The 16,799-nt window shown below is 61.4% G+C and carries 12 protein-coding genes and 1 pseudogene; 10 read left to right on the top strand and 3 right to left on the bottom strand.

Translation table 11 applies throughout. The features are described from left to right. Positions 1 to 51: 51 nt before the first annotated feature. Entirely contained in the window at positions 52 to 1,392 is a 1,341-nt protein-coding gene (locus TU86_RS09270) for a hemolysin family protein (protein WP_048363996.1), read from the top strand. Positions 1,393 to 1,419: 27 nt separating this feature from the next. Here the strand turns inward: TU86_RS09270 and TU86_RS23855 are convergent. After that, a pseudogene (locus tag TU86_RS23855) lies at positions 1,420 to 1,884 on the bottom strand (M23 family metallopeptidase); the annotation flags it as partial. A gap of 562 nt (positions 1,885 to 2,446) precedes the next feature. Here TU86_RS23855 and TU86_RS09280 point away from each other — a divergent pair. From TU86_RS09280 to TU86_RS09320, 9 genes are all read left to right on the top strand, one after another. After that, positions 2,447 to 3,754, top strand: coding sequence for a CitMHS family transporter (locus TU86_RS09280; RefSeq protein ID WP_048363997.1), 1,308 nt, complete (start codon positions 2,447 to 2,449; stop codon positions 3,752 to 3,754). A gap of 241 nt (positions 3,755 to 3,995) precedes the next feature. Further along, the gene (locus tag TU86_RS09285) at positions 3,996 to 5,654 is read left to right on the top strand and encodes a Na/Pi cotransporter family protein (RefSeq protein WP_048363998.1); all 1,659 of its coding nucleotides are present in this window, start codon (positions 3,996 to 3,998) and stop codon (positions 5,652 to 5,654) included. A gap of 89 nt (positions 5,655 to 5,743) precedes the next feature. Continuing rightward, the gene (locus TU86_RS09290) at positions 5,744 to 7,126 is read left to right on the top strand and encodes a M16 family metallopeptidase (protein ID WP_048363999.1); all 1,383 of its coding nucleotides are present in this window, start codon (positions 5,744 to 5,746) and stop codon (positions 7,124 to 7,126) included. A 96-nt stretch (positions 7,127 to 7,222) separates the two neighbouring features. Next, positions 7,223 to 8,149 carry a serine O-acetyltransferase EpsC gene (epsC, locus tag TU86_RS09295; RefSeq protein ID WP_048364000.1) on the top strand — a complete coding sequence of 309 codons (927 nt, stop codon included), beginning with the start codon at positions 7,223 to 7,225 and terminating at the stop codon, positions 8,147 to 8,149. A 228-nt stretch (positions 8,150 to 8,377) separates the two neighbouring features. Beyond that, positions 8,378 to 9,454 (top strand): putative 2-aminoethylphosphonate ABC transporter ATP-binding protein, encoded by a 1,077-nt coding sequence (locus TU86_RS09300; RefSeq protein WP_048364001.1) that lies wholly within the window; start codon positions 8,378 to 8,380, stop codon positions 9,452 to 9,454. A 1-nt stretch (position 9,455) separates the two neighbouring features. After that, a complete protein-coding gene (locus TU86_RS09305; RefSeq protein ID WP_048364002.1) occupies positions 9,456 to 11,180 on the top strand; it encodes a putative 2-aminoethylphosphonate ABC transporter permease subunit in 1,725 nt (574 codons plus the stop codon). Positions 11,181 to 11,212: 32 nt separating this feature from the next. Next, entirely contained in the window at positions 11,213 to 12,235 is a 1,023-nt protein-coding gene (locus TU86_RS09310; RefSeq protein WP_048364003.1) for a putative 2-aminoethylphosphonate ABC transporter substrate-binding protein, read from the top strand. A 35-nt stretch (positions 12,236 to 12,270) separates the two neighbouring features. Next, positions 12,271 to 13,404 (top strand): TIGR03364 family FAD-dependent oxidoreductase, encoded by a 1,134-nt coding sequence (locus TU86_RS09315; protein WP_048364004.1) that lies wholly within the window; start codon positions 12,271 to 12,273, stop codon positions 13,402 to 13,404. After that, a complete protein-coding gene (locus TU86_RS09320; protein ID WP_048364005.1) occupies positions 13,404 to 13,961 on the top strand; it encodes a phosphonate degradation HD-domain oxygenase in 558 nt (185 codons plus the stop codon). Before TU86_RS09315 ends, TU86_RS09320 begins: the two co-directional genes overlap by 1 nt. A gap of 16 nt (positions 13,962 to 13,977) precedes the next feature. Here the strand turns inward: TU86_RS09320 and TU86_RS09325 are convergent, their stop codons facing one another. Further along, positions 13,978 to 15,342, bottom strand: a complete 1,365-nt coding sequence (locus TU86_RS09325; protein ID WP_048364006.1) for a GTPase/DUF3482 domain-containing protein — start codon at positions 15,340 to 15,342, stop codon at positions 13,978 to 13,980. Then, a complete protein-coding gene (locus TU86_RS09330) occupies positions 15,335 to 16,717 on the bottom strand; it encodes a DUF2868 domain-containing protein (protein WP_048364007.1) in 1,383 nt (460 codons plus the stop codon). Before TU86_RS09330 ends, TU86_RS09325 begins: the two co-directional genes overlap by 8 nt. Between the last annotated feature and the right edge of the window lie 82 nt (positions 16,718 to 16,799).

The following is a 16,799-nucleotide window of genomic DNA, read 5'->3' on the forward strand; positions in this document are numbered from 1 at the left end:
CAGGCACCTGACCCTCCCTATTTGAAACAACGGAACCATTAAAACTCCATCATGGACCCTTCCCCTGGCTTGACCCTCGCCACACTGTTCGCCGATTTCGGCATGATTCTTTTTGCACTGATCCTGGTTTTGCTCAACGGCTTCTTCGTTGCGGCCGAATTTGCCATGGTCAAACTGCGCTCCACCCGGGTCGAGGCCATTGCTGACCAGAACGGCTGGCGCGGACGTATCCTGCGCACCGTGCACAACCAACTCGATGCTTACCTCTCGGCGTGCCAACTGGGTATCACCCTGGCATCGCTGGGCCTGGGCTGGGTCGGCGAGCCGGCGTTCGCGCACTTGCTGGAGCCGCTGCTCAGCGCCTTGGGCGTTGAATCGGCCGAAGTGGTCAAGGGCGTGTCGTTCTTTACCGCCTTCTTCATCATTTCGTACCTGCACATCGTCGTCGGCGAGCTGGCGCCCAAGTCTTGGGCCATTCGTAAACCCGAGGCCCTGTCGCTGTGGACGGCCGTGCCGCTGTACCTCTTCTATTGGGCCATGTACCCGGCCATTTATTTGCTCAACGCCAGTGCCAACGCGATTCTGCGGATTGCCGGCCAAGGTGAGCCGGGCGCCCATCACGACCACGCCTACAGCCGCGAAGAGCTCAAACTGATCCTGCACTCCAGCCGTGGTCAGGACCCCAGCGATCAAGGTATGCGAGTGCTGGCGTCGGCGGTCGAAATGGGTGAGCTGGAGGTGGTCGACTGGGCCAATTCGCGCGAAGACCTGGTGACCCTTGATTCCAAGGCGCCACTCAAAGAAATCCTGGCGTTGTTCCGCCGCCACAAGTTCAGCCGCTACCCGGTCTACGATGCCGAAAACAACACCTTCGTCGGGCTGTTGCACATCAAGGACCTGTTGCTGGAGCTGGCTGATCTTGATCACCTGCCCGAAACCTTCAACCTCGAAGAGTTGACCCGGCCACTGGAGCGCGTGTCGCGCCATATGCCGCTGTCGCAGTTGCTCGAACAGTTTCGCAAGGGCGGCGCGCACTTTGCGCTGGTCGAAGAAGCTGACGGCAAGGTCGTGGGCTACCTGACGATGGAAGACGTGCTCGAAGTGCTGGTGGGCGACATTCAGGACGAACACCGCAAGGCCGAGCGCGGCATTCTGTCGTACCAGCCGGGCAAGCTGCTGGTGCGGGGCGACACGCCGTTGTTCAAGATCGAGCGCTTGCTCGGCGTTGACCTGGACCACGTCGAAGCCGAAACCGTCGCAGGCTTGATCTACGACACCCTCAAACGGGTGCCCGAAGAAGAAGAGCTGCTGGAAGTCGAAGGTCTGCGCATCATCATCAAAAAGATGAAAGGCCCGAAAATCGTCTTGGCCAAAGTCCTCAAGCTGGACTAACCCCCACGCGTAACCGGTCAGGGGGTATTACCTGCCGAGCGCAAAGTTCGGCAGGCCCTGCAGCGGTTGGTTGAACTGAAACGGGATTGACACCCAGCCCAGCCCCGAGTTGCGTTGCACCACAAAGTGCAGATGCGGCCCGTTGCTGTGGCCGGTGTTGCCAGACAGACCCAATACACTCCCCAGCTTCACCTGTTGCCCCACCTGCACCCGCACCGATCCACGGCTCAGATGCAGGTACACCCCGGTGCTGGCGTCGCTGTGCAGCACCCGCACAAAATTGCCTGATGGGCTGGGCCACGCGCCGCTCTGGCTGTTCTCCAGATCCAGCACCCGGCCCGCGCGCGCCGCGATGATGGGCGTGCCCTCGGGCATGGCGATGTCCATCGCGTATCGGCTGCGCACGTCCTGATGGCTGTAAGACCCGCCGGGGCCTTGGGTCAGACGGAACGGTCCACCTCGCCACGGGAAGGGATAACGCTCGCCCTGCGCCACCCACGGCACGATGGGTGCCGACAGGCGCGGGCGGTTGCGGATCAGGCTCTGCCCCGGCACATACCCCAGCGCGGGGTTGTCCGGCACCCAGGCGCGACGTTTGACGGGTTTGGCCGGGCGTTCATTGCAGGCCCGCGCAGCATGGGGGTCGGGCGGTGTACTGAATGCACAGGCCGCTGGCGCCGTGAGTGTGAGCAGCAAACCCCCACCCGCTAGCCACATCAATGCCTTGGCCGAATGCCGCTGCGGTGATTCGCGCATGGAGCTGAAACCCTTCACAGGCAAGTCCTTCACACCAGGGCTGGCGCATTGCAATCAGCCTGTGATTAAACATATGCCAGCGCGTAGGAATAATCCGCTACCAGTGGTCAGACTCTTTTCTTTAGGCCCGTTCGCTCAGGTATTTCAGCGCCACCGCTCAGAAAACTTACTCGTGAAAGCGGGATGAAAGGAATCATCACTAGCATCCCGTCACCCCCGGCATTAGACCGGCTGGCCAGAGCCGCGGTGTAAGCCGTTGCCAGCGCCCACTCGACAACAATAAGAATGGTGATTGTTTATGCTGACCTTCCTTGGCTTTGCCATGGTCATTACGTTTATGTACTTGATCATGACCAAGCGCCTGTCTGCGCTGATCGCGTTAATCCTGGTACCGATCCTGTTCGCCGTCTTCGGCGGTTTTGCGCCCAAAATCGGGCCGATGATGCTTGAAGGCATTACCAAGCTGGCCCCGACCGGGGTGATGCTGATGTTTGCCATCCTCTATTTCGCGCTGATGATCGACTCCGGCCTGTTCGACCCGGCGGTGCGCAAAATCCTCAAGCTGGTAAAAGGCGACCCGTTGAGAATCAGCGTCGGCACCGCTGTGCTGGCGCTGGTGGTGTCGCTGGACGGTGATGGCGCTACCACCTACATGATTTGCGTGGCCGCGATGCTGCCGCTGTACAAGCGCATCGGCATGAGCCCGCGGATCATGGCGGGGCTGATTATCCTGGCCGGTGGCGTGATGAACATGACGCCGTGGGGCGGCCCGACGGCGCGGGCAGCGAGTGCGCTGCATGTCGACCCTTCTGACATTTTTGTACCGATGATCCCGGCCATGCTCGCAGGCTGTGCGGCGATTTTGGTCATCGCCTGGTGCTATGGCTTGCGTGAGCGTGCGCGCCTGGGTGAACTGCACCTGCATGGCGACGAAGTGGACCACAGCGAAATCAGCGTCTCGCAGTTCCCGGATGCCCGCCGTCCCAAACTGATCTGGTTCAACGGTGCATTGACCCTGGCGTTGATGATCACCCTGATCGCTGGTCTGCTGCCTTTGCCGGTGTTGTTCATGGTCGCGTTCAGCATTGCGATGATCGTCAACTACCCGTGCCTGCAACAGCAAAAAGACCGCGTGGCCGCCCATGCTGGCAGCGTGTTATCCGTGGTCGGGTTGATTTTCGCCGCGGGTATTTTCACCGGCATCCTCTCGGGTACAGGCATGGTTGATGCCATGTCCAAAAGCCTCCTGGCCGTGATTCCGCCAGCGATGGGGCCGTACCTGGCCGTGATCACCGCCTTGGTCAGCTTGCCGTTCACCTTCTTCATGTCCAACGACGCGTTTTACTACGGCGTGTTGCCGGTATTGGCCGAAGCTGCCAGCCATTACGGCATCACCGCCGTCGAAATGGCCCGCGCCTCGATTGTCGGTCAGCCCGTGCATTTGCTCAGCCCGTTGGTGCCGTCGACCTACTTGCTGGTGGCCTTGGCGGGTATCGAGTTTGGCGATCACCAGCGCTTCACGCTCAAGTGGGCCGTTTTAGTGTGCCTGTGCATTTTGGTGGCAGCCTTACTGCTGGGCACCTTCCCGCTCTACAGCACGCTCTAACCCGCACTATTCGTAGGAGATTGCCGAAGGCTGCGAGCGGTTCAACGATCGCAGCTTGCGGCGGCTCCTGCGCAATGGGGGCAACCTTCGGTAAGTGTTTCAGAAATGTTTCAACGCTGCGCCAGCTATGCGATGCTGGCGTTCTGCTTATTTGCCGACTACAGCTTAAGAAACGACTGTAGGAAATGGCCGCAACCCTTTGATCCAGCCCACCAGGGCATCCATCGCACAGGGAGCCTGCATGCTGACCCTGCTTAATCTGCTTTCCGCCGTGACCTTGCTGATTTGGGGCACGCACATTGTCCGGACCGGCATTCTGCGGGTCTACGGTTCAAACCTGCGCCATGTGATTGGGCAAAACGTGTCCAAACGCATGCTGGCGTTTGTCGCCGGGATCGTGGTCACGGCCATGGTGCAGAGCAGCAACGCCACCGCGATGCTGGTCACCTCGTTTGTTGGCCAGGGCTTGATGGCATTGACGCCAGCCTTGGCCACGATGCTCGGGGCGGATGTCGGCACGGCGCTGATGGCGCGGGTGCTGACCTTTGACCTGTCGTGGCTGTCGCCGCTGCTGATTTTTCTCGGGGTGATTTTTTTCCTGTCGCGCAAGCAAACCCGCGCGGGCCAGTTGGGCCGGGTGGGCATCGGCTTGGGCCTGATCATTCTGGCGCTGCAACTGATCGTCGAAGCCGCCGCCCCCATCACTCAGGCCCAAGGCGTCAAAGTGATTTTCGCCTCGTTGACGGGCGACATCTTGCTCTATGCGTTGATCGGCGCCCTGTTCGCCATGATTTCCTACTCCAGCCTGGCCGCCGTGCTGCTCACGGCCACGCTGGCGGGCGCAGGAGTGATCAGCTTGCCGGTGGCCATTGGCCTGGTAATTGGGGCCAATATCGGCAGTGGCGTGCTGGCGTTTCTCAGCACCAGCATGCAAAACGCCGCCGGGCGCCAAGTCGCATTGGGCAGTCTGCTGTACAAGTTGTTTGGGTTGCTGTTGATCATCCCGGTGCTTGACCCGCTGGTGGCGTGGATGGACACCCTCAGTTACAGCGCCCAAGAGCTGGTGATTGGCTTTCATCTGCTCTACAACACCGCGCGGTGTTTCTTGATGCTGCCCACCGTCGGCCTGATGGCGCGGGCGTGCGCCTGGTTATTGCCCGAGCGCGAGCAGGCCAACGGCGCAGTCAAACCCCGCCATCTGGACCTTACAGCACTGGAAACCCCAAGCCTGGCGTTGGCCAACGCGGTACGTGAAACCCTGCGCATTGGCGACTTGATCGACAACATGCTGGTGAACATGCTCGACGTGCTGCGCGGTAAGCAAACCGCCGTCACCCAAGAGATGCGCACCCTGGCCGATGACGTCGAAGTGCTCTACAGCGCGGTCAAACTGTATCTGGCACAAATGCCCCGCGAAGATTTGGGCGAGCAAGACAGTCGGCGCTGGGCTGAAATCATCGAACTGGCGATCAACCTCAAGCTGGCCAGTGACCTTATCGAACGCATGCTGCGCAAAGTGCAGCAACAGAAGACCTCCAAACGCCGCTCCTTCTCTGAAGACGGGCTTGAAGAATTGACCGGTTTGCAGCGCCAGTTGATCGACAACCTGCGACTCGGGCTGACGGTCTTCCTCACCGGTGACCCGCAAAGTGCCCGGCAATTACTGCGTGAAAAACGCCGTTTTCGTGCGCAGGAACGGCGCTTGGCCCACGCACACGTCAGCCGTTTACAGCGCAAAATCACCCAAAGCATTGAAACCAGCTCCATGCACCTGGAACTGATCGCCGACATGCAACGCCTCAACTCGCTGTTTTGCGCCAGCGCCTACGTGGTGCTCGAAACCTCTGAAACCGGCGCATTGCTGCTCGATGAGATCACCGACACCACACACTCGCCTTGAACGTTGCGCGATTCACTGTTGTCAGTCTTTAAGCAGCGACTAACCTGCGCTGACTGCTTCATCACCCAACAGGGATTCAGGGATTTTTTATGCGTTGCCTGCTGTTCATCTGTCTGCTGCTTGGCGCAGCCCAGAGTTTTGCCCTTGATCGCTCCAGTGTTGAGGGCTATCAACTGCCCAACGGCCTGCAACTGATCCTCAAGCCCACCCGTGATAGCGGCCATGTGTCGATTCGTTTGGTGGTGGGCGTCGGGCTGGACGATTTCAGCTGTGCCGACCAACAACTGCCGCACTTGCTGGAGCATTTGTTGTTCAGCGGCACCGACGATACAGGCGAGGGCGGGCTTGAAGAGCGCATGCAGGCGCTGGGCGGCGAGTGGAACGCCTTTACCAGCCACGCAGACACCACGTTTGTGATCGAGGCCCCGGCAAAGAACCAGCGCAAGGTGCTCGACCTGTTACTCAGTTTATTGACGCAAACCCAGCTCACCGAACAACGCATTGCAGAGGCCAAGCAAGTGGTTGAGCGCGAAGACGGCGGCCATTACTCGCACTTGCAACGTTGGCTCGATCGGCAGGACGTGGGCCACAGCGCCAGTAATCAACTGGCGGTTGAGCTGGGCCTCAAATGCGCCGAGCGCGCGCAGGTTCAGGGCCTCACCCGTGCACAGCTCGAAACCGTGCGCAAGGCGTGGTACGCGCCCAATAACATGACGCTGATTATCGTCGGCGAACTCGACCGCGTGTTGCCGGCCTATCTGGAGCGTACCTATGGGGCGCTGGAGCCGGTCGATCCCAGCGATCACAAACCGTTGGCCGACATTGACGCCCGCGCCGACGCAGAGCGCGTGTTGCTGCGCGGCGTCGTCGGTGACACGGCCAAGCTGCACTGGCTGTTGCCGGAACCGGTGATTGCGGGCCAAAGCGACGAAACCTGGGACTTGCTGCGCGACTACCTGGAGTGGGCGCTGTACAGCGAACTGCGGCTCAAGCACGGGTTGTCGTACGGGCCGTGGTCAGAGCGCGAGGTGTTTGGCGGGGTAGGATTCTTGAGCCTCAATGCCGACCTTGAACGCGACGATGTGGCCAAGGCCCAGCAGGTCATGTCCCAACTCAAGGCTCAACTGCTCAAAGACGGCCTCGACCCGCAGCGCTTCGCCCGCCTCAAGCAAGCGGCCATTGCGCGGCAGGCGTGGGCGGTGCAGGGCAACAGTGCGCTGGCCGATTATTACTGGAGCGCGCTGGGTGACTACGACCAAAGCCGCTTTGCCGATCCGGCCAAGCGCTTGCAGGCTGTGAGCCTGGAGGAGGCCAATCATGCGTTGCGCCAGTTGTTTGCAGAGCCGGGTTACGTGCGCATCGAAAAGCCGCTGTTCAGCTATAACGGCTTGAGCGGGGTGATTCTGGCGGCGCTGGTGCTGCTGGTGTTGATCGGGCTGGGTTGGCGTGTTTGGCGTCATCGTCATCAGTGATCGCGTAATTGTCCGAGTCCGACATCCTTTGATACCGTAAAATCATTGCCATTTCGCGGCCGGTTAATCCGGCCGCCAGCGTGCGGAGTATTCATCGTGAGCGAGCGTTCCAATCCTTGGCAATTGCAAACCATCGTCAGCCAGTTGCGCACGGCGCGTAATCAATGGCGCACGCAGAACGGGCGTGTCAGTGGCGAGCTGGGCGGGCGTGAACTGCCCTCGCGTGCAGCGATGGCCGATATTCTGGAAGCGCTGTGCGGAGCATTGTTCCCCATGCGTCTTGGCCCGGTGGACCTGCGCGAAGAAAGCGAAGACTTTTATGTCGGCCACACGCTGGACGTGGCGCTCAACGCCCTGCTGGCACAAGCACGTCTGGAATTGCGTTACGCGGCGCGCCAAAGTGGCCAGCTCGATGACGGTGTGGATGCCACGGCCACTTTATTGATTCAGGATTTTGCCCTGGCCCTGCCGAGCTTGCGCAGCGTGCTCGACACCGACGTGCTGGCGGCCTATCACGGCGATCCGGCAGCGCGCAGTGTGGACGAAGTGCTGCTGTGCTATCCGGGGATTCTGGCGGTGATTCATCACCGTTTGGCGCACCACTTGTACCGTGCGGGTCTGCCTTTACTGGCGCGCATCAGTGCCGAAATTGCCCACTCGGCCACCGGCATCGACATCCACCCCGGCGCGCAGATTGGCCGCAGCTTCTTCATCGACCACGGGACGGGCGTCGTGATTGGTGAAACCGCCATCATTGGCGAGCGCGTGAGGATTTACCAGGCCGTGACCCTGGGCGCCAAACGCTTCCCGGCGGACGAGTCGGGGCAATTGCAAAAAGGCCACCCACGCCATCCGATTGTTGAGGACGACGTAGTGATTTATGCCGGGGCGACGATTTTGGGGCGCATCACCATTGGTCAGGGTTCGACCATCGGCGGCAATGTGTGGCTGACCCGCAGCGTACCGGCTGGGTGCAACCTGACCCAGGCCAACTTGCAACATGATGACGGGACGCAGAAGTAAGACCGGGGCCACATTGCCCCTCACCCCAGCCCTCTCCCGAGGGAGAGGGGGCCGATTTGCGGTGTTAAGGGAATCTGCTTCTTGCCCCTCTCCCGAGGGCGAGGGGCTTTTGATCGTGCATCACACCCAAATCCGCCAATACCACTATCGGCAACTTTTGCCTCGCTGCCACATCGTGTACGCATTGCCTCTCTAGGATGACCCTCATCTGCTTGATGAGGTGCATCCATGAACCGCTCGAACGCAACCGCTGTGTCCCAACCGGGCGTGCCGATGAAGGTGCGCAATGTGAGCAAACGCTTCGGCGCTTTCACCGCGCTGGATGATGTGTCGCTGGAAGTCGCCGCCGGTGAACTGGTGTGTCTGCTCGGGCCGTCCGGCTGCGGCAAGACCACCCTGCTGCGTTGCATCGCAGGCCTTGAGCGTCAGGACAGTGGCGTGTTGTATCTGGGCAGTCGCGATGTGTCCGACCTCGCCCCGCAAGCGCGCGATTACGGCATTTTGTTTCAGTCCTACGCGTTATTCCCCAACCTCAGTGTCGAAGCCAACATCGCCTACGGGTTGGCGGGCAGCAACCGCGACGTGGTGCGCAAGCGCGTGAGCGAGATGCTCGAACTGGTGGGCCTGAACGGCAGCGAAAAGAAATTCCCCGGCCAGCTGTCGGGCGGCCAACAGCAACGTGTGGCCCTGGCCCGCGCCTTGGCGCCAGCGCCTTCGTTGTTGTTGCTGGATGAGCCGATGTCGGCCCTCGACGCCAGGGTTCGCGAGCATTTGTGTACGGAGTTGCGCCAACTGCAACGCCAGCTCGGTATCACCACGCTGATGGTCACGCACAACCAGGACGAAGCCATGCTCATGGCTGACCGCATCGCGGTGATGAACCACGGCAAGGTCGAGCAGTACGCAACCCCGCAGGCCATCTACAACAAACCCGCCACGCCGTTTGTGGCCGAGTTTGTCGGGCAGGGCAATTGGCTGCCGTTCCAGCGCAGCAGCGACAGCCACGCGCAGGTCGGCGGCCTGAACATGCGTTTGGCCGACGACGCCAGCGGTGTGGCGTCTGGCCGACTGTTTTGCCGCCCCGAAGCCATCACCGTGAATCCGCTGCAGCATCAGGAAAACCTGTTCCCGGCGCGGGTGCGCGACATCACGTTTCTCGGCAATCGCTGCCGCATGCGTTTTGAACTCAACCACCTGCCGGGCCACGCCTTGACGGCCGAAGTGGGCAGCCACGACCTGCCGCGCCTGGGCAATCAGGACATCGTGGTCGCCCTGCCGCCGAGCTGCTTGCAGGTGTTTGCCTGAGATGGCCGCTGACATGACGCTGCCACACACCGGCAAAATGACCGGCCTCACGTCGCGAGCCGAGCGCGCTGACAAGATTTTCGTGGTCGGCGGCAAATGGCTGCTGCTGTTGCTATTGGGCGTCGCGGTGTTGATGCCGTTGCTGGCGATTTTTTGGCGCGGGTTCAGTGCAGCAGACGGCCAGGGTGGGGGTTGGATCGCCGCGCGGGAGCTGGTCAGCAGTGACAACTTCCATTGGTTGCTGGGCAACAGCCTCAAGGTGTCGCTGAGCGTGGCGGTCATTGTCGTCCCGCTGGCTTACCTGTTTGCCTACGCCCTGCAACGCACGATGATTCCCGGCAAGCGCGTGTGGCGCGGGCTATCGCTGTTGCCGCTGATGGCACCGTCGATGCTGCCGGGCATTGCGCTGGTGTACCTGTTCGGCAATCAGGGCCTGTTGCGCGGTCTGGTGTCAGACAACATTTATGGCTTCTGGGGCATCGTGCTGGGCGAAGCGATCTACACCTTTCCGCATGCGCTGATGATTTTGCTGTCGGCGTTGTCGCTGGCCGATGCGCGCCTGTTTGACGCGGCATCGAGCATGGGTGCCGGGTCGTTCAAAGCCTTTCGCAGCATTACCTGGCCGGGCACAAAACAAGCTGTGTTCGCAGCGTTCTGCCTGGTGTTTACCCTGACCATTACCGACTTCGGCGTGCCCGTCGTGGTAGGCGGCGATTACCAAGTGCTGGCGCTGGAGGCTTACAAGGCCGTGGTTGGCCAGCAGCAATTTGGGCGCGGGGCCTTGATTGGCATGGTCTTGTTGCTGCCTGCGCTGTTGAGCTTCGGCGTGGATGCGTGGCTGCGCCGTCAGCAGGGCGACTCAATGAGCGGTCGTGCTCAAGTGTTCAAGCCAGTGCCTGGCAAAGGGCGCGACCGCTGCTACTTGGCCATCGTGATGCTGATATGCGCCGCTCTGTTACTCGTATTCGGGATGGCGGTGTACGCCTCACTGGTGAAGTTCTGGCCATACAACCTGTCGTTGTCGTTGCATCACTATCAGTTCAACGATACGGCGGGCGGCGGTTGGCTGGCCTATCGCAATAGCCTGACGATGGCGTTGTACACGGCGGTGATCGGCAGCGCGGTGATCTTCACGGGTGCCTATCTGATGGAGAAAACCAAAGGCCAAAAAGGCCTGAATCTGGCGCTGCGCATGCTCAGTTTTGTGCCGATGGCTGTGCCGGGCCTGGTGTTGGGGCTGGGCTACGTGTTCTTTTTCAATGTGCCCGGCAATCCGCTGCATGTGCTGTACGGCAGCATGATCCTGCTGGTGGTGTGCACCATTGCTCATTATTTGAGTACCGCACACATGACCGCCACCACGGCCCTGCGCCAGCTCGATAGCGAGTTCGAAGCCGCCGCGCTGTCGCTCAAGGCGCCGCTGTACCGCCACTACCTGCGGGTCACGGTGCCGATTTGCCTGCCGGCGTTGCTGGACATCGTGCGCTACCTGTTCGTGTCGGCCATGACCACGGTGTCGGCTGCGATCTTCCTCTACAGCCCCGACACCCTCCTTGCGGCGGTGGCAGTGTTGAACATGGATGACGCGGGCAACGTAGGCGGCGCGGCCGCGATGTCGACCTTGATTCTGTTCACCTCGGCGGGTGTCTCCCTGTTGTTGGCCTGGGCGTCGCGCGGCGTGCTGCGTCGCTCCCAAGCCTGGCGTCAGGACGCACCTGCGCCATGATTCGTGCCCCTAAAACCAAAAGGAAACGCACCATGTTCAAGCCTCTTGCTCTTGTTGCTGCTGTCCTCACTGCGTTTAGCGTCAATGCGTTTGCGGCCAAAACCGAGTTGACGGTGTACACCGCCCTCGAAGCCGAGCAGCTCAAGACCTACAAACAAGCCTTCGAGAAAGCCAACCCGGACGTCGAAATCAGATGGGTGCGTGACTCCACGGGCATCATCACCGCCAAACTGCTGGCCGAAAAAGCCCGTCCGCAAGCGGATGCCGTGTGGGGCCTGGCGGCGTCAAGCCTGGCGATCCTTGATCAACAAGGCATGTTGCAGCCCTATGCACCCAAAGACTTGAGCAAAATCGGCCCGAACTACCGCGATGCCGCCAACCCCCCGGCGTGGGTGGGCATGGACGTGTGGGCCGCGACCCTGTGTTTCAACACCATCGAAGCCCAGAAGCAGGGCCTGACCAAGCCTGTAAGCTGGCAAGACCTGACCAAGCCTGAGTACAAAGGCAAGATCGTAATGCCCAACCCGGCGTCGTCCGGCACGGGGTTTCTGGACGTGAGTGCGTGGCTTCAAACCTTTGGCGAAAAGCAGGGCTGGCAGTTCATGGACGACTTGCACCAGAACATCGGTCAATACGTTCACTCCGGTTCCAAGCCGTGCAAATTGGCGGCGGCGGGTGAGTTCCCGATAGGGATCTCGTTTGAATACCCGGCGGTGCAGCTCAAGCGCCAGGGTGCGCCACTGGACATCATCTTGCCCAAAGAGGGGTTGGGCTGGGAGATCGAAGCCACGGCGCTGATCAAAGGCACGCCGCATGCAGAAGCAGCGCAAAAACTGGCGGATTTTTCGGCGAGTCCGCAGGCGATGGAGCTTTATAAAGAAAACTTTGCGGTGTTGGCCCAGCCGGGGATTGCCAAGCCGCAGACGGAGTTGCCCGCTGATTACGAGCAGCGGCTGATTAAAAACGACTTTGTGTGGGCTTCGCAGAACCGCGATCAAATTTTGACCGAATGGCGTAAGCGCTATGACGGCAAGTCTGAGAAAGCGGCGCCGTAAAGTCCCTAAGGGTTATGTCAGACAAGGAATCCGCAATGGCCCCACCCCACTCAGTTCTCATCGTCGGCGCCGGTATTTTGGGCCTGTCCCACGCTTACGCCGCTGCCAGGCGCGGGCTTAAGGTCCGGGTGTTCGAACGCACCGCCACGCCACTGGGCGCCTCGGTGCGCAACTTTGGCCAGGCGCTGGTCACCGGCCAGCCCCCCGGTGTAATGCTGGACCTGGCCCGCGCCAGCCGCGACATTTGGGCCAACTGGTCACAACAGGCGGGCTTCGAACTCAAGCGCAACGGCTCTTACCTGTTCGCGCGCACCGAAGCCGAAGAGCTCCTGCTCGATGCCTTCTGCCAAAATCGTGCCCCGGCCTATGGCTATCGCGCCGAGTTACTGCGCGCAGGGGATCTGCGCGATCTGTACGGCGGCCAGTTCAAACACCACCGCGCCGCATTGCACGGGCTGGACGATCAACAGGTCTACTCACGCGAAGCCATCCCGGCATTGATCGAGTTTCTGCACCGCGAGCTGGGCGTCGAGTTTCATTTCTCGACGCTGGTGCGCGAGGTCGAACCGGGCGTGGTACACACCACGGCTGGCACTTTCACCGGCGCTCACGTCATTGTCTGTTCAGGCCACGACTACCAGACCTTGTTGGCCGAACCCTTAGCGGCGCTCGACCCGAAAATCTGTCGCCTGCAAATGCTGCGCGTACGCCCTGAGGTGGATTTAAACCTGCAACACGCCTTGCTCACGGGTTTGAGCTGCGTGCATTACGGTGCGTTCGCCGACCTGCCAGAAGCCGCAGCGGTGCACGCACAAATTCTGCGTGACAGCCCGCATCTGGATGAACACGGCATTCACCTGCTGATCAGCCCTACGCCGTACGGGGATTTGATCGTCGGCGATTCTCACGATTACGCCGACGATCCATCACCCTTTAACGGCGAACAGGTCGACAACTGGATGCTGCAACTGTGCGAAGACACACTGGGTTGTCGCGTGCAGGTGGTCGAGCGCTGGCAAGGTGTCTATGGCGCTAAAGGTGCCAAACCCTTTACGTGGTTAAGCGTCGCGCCTGGCCTGAATGCAGCGCTGATGCATACAGGCGTGGGGATGAGCGTTGGCCCCGCCATGGCCGAGGCCAACATCGCCCGGATGCTGGAGGAGCTGTGATGAGGAACGCGCAGCTGGTGGTTGAAGAGGTCTTTGGCCTGTATCAGCAATATGGTGCTGACGATTACATCGGCGAACCGGTGTCGCAGATCGAGCACATGTCCCAGGCCGCACAGCTGGCGTTGGCGCAAGGGTATGACGATGAAGTGGTGCTGGCGGCGTTCTTTCACGATATCGGGCATATTTGCGCCGAAACCGCGGACAACATGGGCGGTTACGGCGTGATCAGTCACGAGTTGCAGGGCGCCAATTATCTGCGCGATAAGGGCTTCAGTGAGCGCATCGCCAAACTGGTGGAGTACCACGTACAGGCCAAGCGCTACCTCGCACTGCGTCAGCCGGGCTATTACGCCCTGTTGAGTGAGGCTAGCTTGCGAACCCTGGGTTATCAGGGCGGGGTCATGAGTGACGCTGAGGCTGACGCGTTCGAGCAAGACCCGCTGTGCGCCCTGAGCCTTCGCATGCGGGCGTGGGACGAACGGGCCAAGGCCATGAACGTGCCGCTGATCGACATGGGTCTGCTCAAGGGCAAAGCGTTAAAGCTGCTAAGCGCGTAGCAGCGGCCGCAGGGCATCAAATCTGCTCGGTCAGCGCTTCGATTTGCGCTTGGCGCTCGGCCTGGCTCAGTTTCGGGTGCGGGTTGAGGGACGACCACTGCGGATGTGCGCGGGCTTTGTTCAGCGCCTCAGGCAGTTTGCCTTCGCGCCAGGTTTTCTCTTGCGGTGTTGCCACCTTGATACTGTCCACCGCCGCGTGCCCCCGCGCACTCAGCGCATGCAGCAGTTGGCGTTGGCGCAAGGCCAGCAAGCGCAACACGCTGTCGTCCACGGTCAGCTCACGTTGGCCTTTGATCTTGCCCAGCAGGCGGCTGCCGTAACTGCGCGCGGTTTGCAGGGCGCCACCGGCAATGGCACCGGCCAACGCCGCCGCGCCCAAGGTCAGGCCGCCGACCATCAAGTCCACTCCCGCCCCCGCCGCGGCGCCTGCGGCAATACCGCCGCCCACCCGCACGCCCAGTTGCTTGAGGGTTTCAGGGTTGAACAGGTCATCGCCCCAGCGCCCGTCCAGCAGCGGCAAATCGCTGGCCGCTGCGTCGCTGGCGCGAAAGCCATAAAGCTTGAGCAAGGCTTCGACGCAACGTTGTTCACGTTGGCGAATGGCCTGTCGCAGTTGGTTGATGGCGTCTTGCTCGGCACTTTTTTCGCTGACTACGCTGCGCCGACACGCGGCGCAATCAATCAGCAATTCGGCGATCAGGCGCAATGCGCTGTGCTTGCGCGCCACGCGTTGAGCCTGCTGGTCAGTGATCAGGCGCTGCAACGCGTCCCGTGAGTGTTCCAGCAGCAGCGCAAGGCTTTCATACAAACGGCGCTCGCCGTCTTCGGGCGGGGCCACGCTGTCGAAGCGCACCAGCGCATGCAAGCCCAGACGCGCCAGTGCGTCGCGCCATTCGGGTTCGCGTTGCTGCGGGTTGCTGACGAAATTCAAGACTGGCAGTAACGGTTTGCCGCAACTGGCCAGCACACTGAGTTCGTCGCGGTACTTGGCCAGCACCGGTTCGCGGGCATCGATCACGTACAGCCCCGCGTCCGAGGCCAGCAATTGGCGCAACACTTTGGCTTCTTGCTCAAAGCGCTGGCGGGCCTCGCTGCCTTCAAGAAAACGCGCGACGCGGGCCGGGCCGTCCAGGCGTTCGCCGGGGCGGTCGAGGCGCTCAAGGTAGTCGAGCAGCGCAATGGCATCTTCCAGCCCCGGCGTGTCGTACAACTCCAGTAACGGCTCGCCGTCCACCGACAGCCGCGCCCCTTCGACATGCCGCGTGGTGCTGGGGCGATGGGACACTTCACCGAAACCCACATCCCGCGTCAGGGTGCGCAATAGCGACGTTTTGCCAACATTGGTGTGGCCGACCACGGCCAGCGTCAGTGGCTTAGTCATGACCTGTCTCCAGCCAGTTCAAGGGGGCGCTGGTGGCGAACGGCAGGCCCAGTTGCTTGAGCGCGGTGTGCCAGTCGCTCAGGCGGTCGGCGTCTAGCGCCTGGCCGGGCGGGGCTTGCAGCAGCCAGACCCGTGTTTGAGCAGCGCTGCGGGCCAGTTCGCCGATTAACGCCAGGCTGCCGCGATCCGGTGAGCGCCTGGGGTCACAGGCAATCGCCAGCCGCGCAGGCGGGAAGCGGGTCATTTGCTCCAGCAGGGTTTGGCGTGATTCGCGGCTGTCGAGGATGCCTGCGTCTTTCACCGTCGGGGGCAATGTGGGCGGCCACGGGTGTTGGTCGTCGAGTTCGATGGCCACGATCAGTGCGCCATCGGTGTGCAGATCTGTGTTCCCAGCCTGTACCGTGTGCAGTTGCTGGGGCGCGATGTCGTTGACGCCAAGGCGTTCGCTGCTCGGCATCAAGGTTTCGCGCAGTTGACTGTAGCCGGGCAAGTTGAGGTCCAGTTGCAGCGCATTGCGCCCGCTCTTCCAGCGCCAGCGGCAGAAAAGGTAAAGCAGCAAGCGCGGGATCACGCCATAAATAAGGACCGCGCCGACAAGCCAGATCGCCCACGACTGACGTACCAGTTCGTTGTTGTAGAGGCTGCTGTCAGTGCTGACGAGGATCATTTCCACCGTGGGCACGCTGAACCCCAGCCAGTTCGGCAGAGCGCCCAGTGCCCGTGTGGCGGCGACAAACGCATCGGCCCCCAGAAGGGTGGTTTCCCAGATAAACCCGTAGCGGCGGGTGGCCATGAGCAGCAGCATCATCACCAATGCGCTGAGCATTGCCAGCAGCCACAGCCCGTTGACCAATGCGCCGAGCGCCCAGCGATTGAGCTTGCGCCGTTGCAGCAACAACAGGAGGGCGGGGGCCAGTTGGGCGGCCTTGGCATCGCGGGCGAGCTTGTCGCTGAGCCACAGCCATACGCGGCCAAGGCTGGCGCCGTGCTCACCGGCCAACAGCAGGCCAAGCACCCAACTGAGCAATAAAATCGAGTTGAGGCCCAGCAGGCTGCCCAGCGCCCAGAACACATTAACCGGGGTTTGGCCGTTGCCCAGCGCGGCAAAGGCCAGCCCTGCGCCACTGATCACGGCCAACACCGCCAGCACCAGCACCGACAGCCGTGCGCCTTGCAGCCAGTGGTGCAGGGCGCTGAGCAAACCATCGCGTTCAGCCAGCCACAAGGCCCGATGCTCAAGGCGGTGGGTCAGGTCGCCGCCGCTGCTGCGGGCGCGACGATTGGCTTCCTGGTCATCCAGCGGGCCCGCGTGTTCTTCGCGCAGGCGCACGGTTTCAGTCAGCCACAGGCGTTGCAAAGGGGAAAGTTGAGTCACAGGCCAATCCATTCAAGTGAGCCAAGAGCATAACCGCTGTTACGTCGCACGGGGTACTGCGGGCGCGGGTCGCTCTGGTATC

This window comes from Pseudomonas weihenstephanensis (assembly GCF_001043055.1).
In the GTDB taxonomy this organism is placed as follows: Bacteria; Pseudomonadota; Gammaproteobacteria; order Pseudomonadales; family Pseudomonadaceae; genus Aquipseudomonas; species Aquipseudomonas weihenstephanensis.

Bases quoted from the DNA above. Each gene is read 5' to 3' on its own strand.
- TU86_RS09270 (WP_048363996.1), top strand. From the start codon at position 52: ATGGACCCTTCCCCTGGCTTGACCCTCGCCACACTGTTCGCCGATTTC.
- TU86_RS09280 (WP_048363997.1), top strand. From the start codon at position 2,447: ATGCTGACCTTCCTTGGCTTTGCCATGGTCATTACGTTTATGTACTTG.
- TU86_RS09285 (WP_048363998.1), top strand. From the start codon at position 3,996: ATGCTGACCCTGCTTAATCTGCTTTCCGCCGTGACCTTGCTGATTTGG.
- TU86_RS09290 (WP_048363999.1), top strand. From the start codon at position 5,744: ATGCGTTGCCTGCTGTTCATCTGTCTGCTGCTTGGCGCAGCCCAGAGT.
- TU86_RS09300 (WP_048364001.1), top strand. From the start codon at position 8,378: ATGAACCGCTCGAACGCAACCGCTGTGTCCCAACCGGGCGTGCCGATG.
- TU86_RS09305 (WP_048364002.1), top strand. From the start codon at position 9,456: ATGGCCGCTGACATGACGCTGCCACACACCGGCAAAATGACCGGCCTC.
- TU86_RS09310 (WP_048364003.1), top strand. From the start codon at position 11,213: ATGTTCAAGCCTCTTGCTCTTGTTGCTGCTGTCCTCACTGCGTTTAGC.
- TU86_RS09315 (WP_048364004.1), top strand. From the start codon at position 12,271: ATGGCCCCACCCCACTCAGTTCTCATCGTCGGCGCCGGTATTTTGGGC.
- TU86_RS09320 (WP_048364005.1), top strand. From the start codon at position 13,404: ATGAGGAACGCGCAGCTGGTGGTTGAAGAGGTCTTTGGCCTGTATCAG.
- TU86_RS09325 (WP_048364006.1), bottom strand. From the start codon at position 15,342: ATGACTAAGCCACTGACGCTGGCCGTGGTCGGCCACACCAATGTTGGC.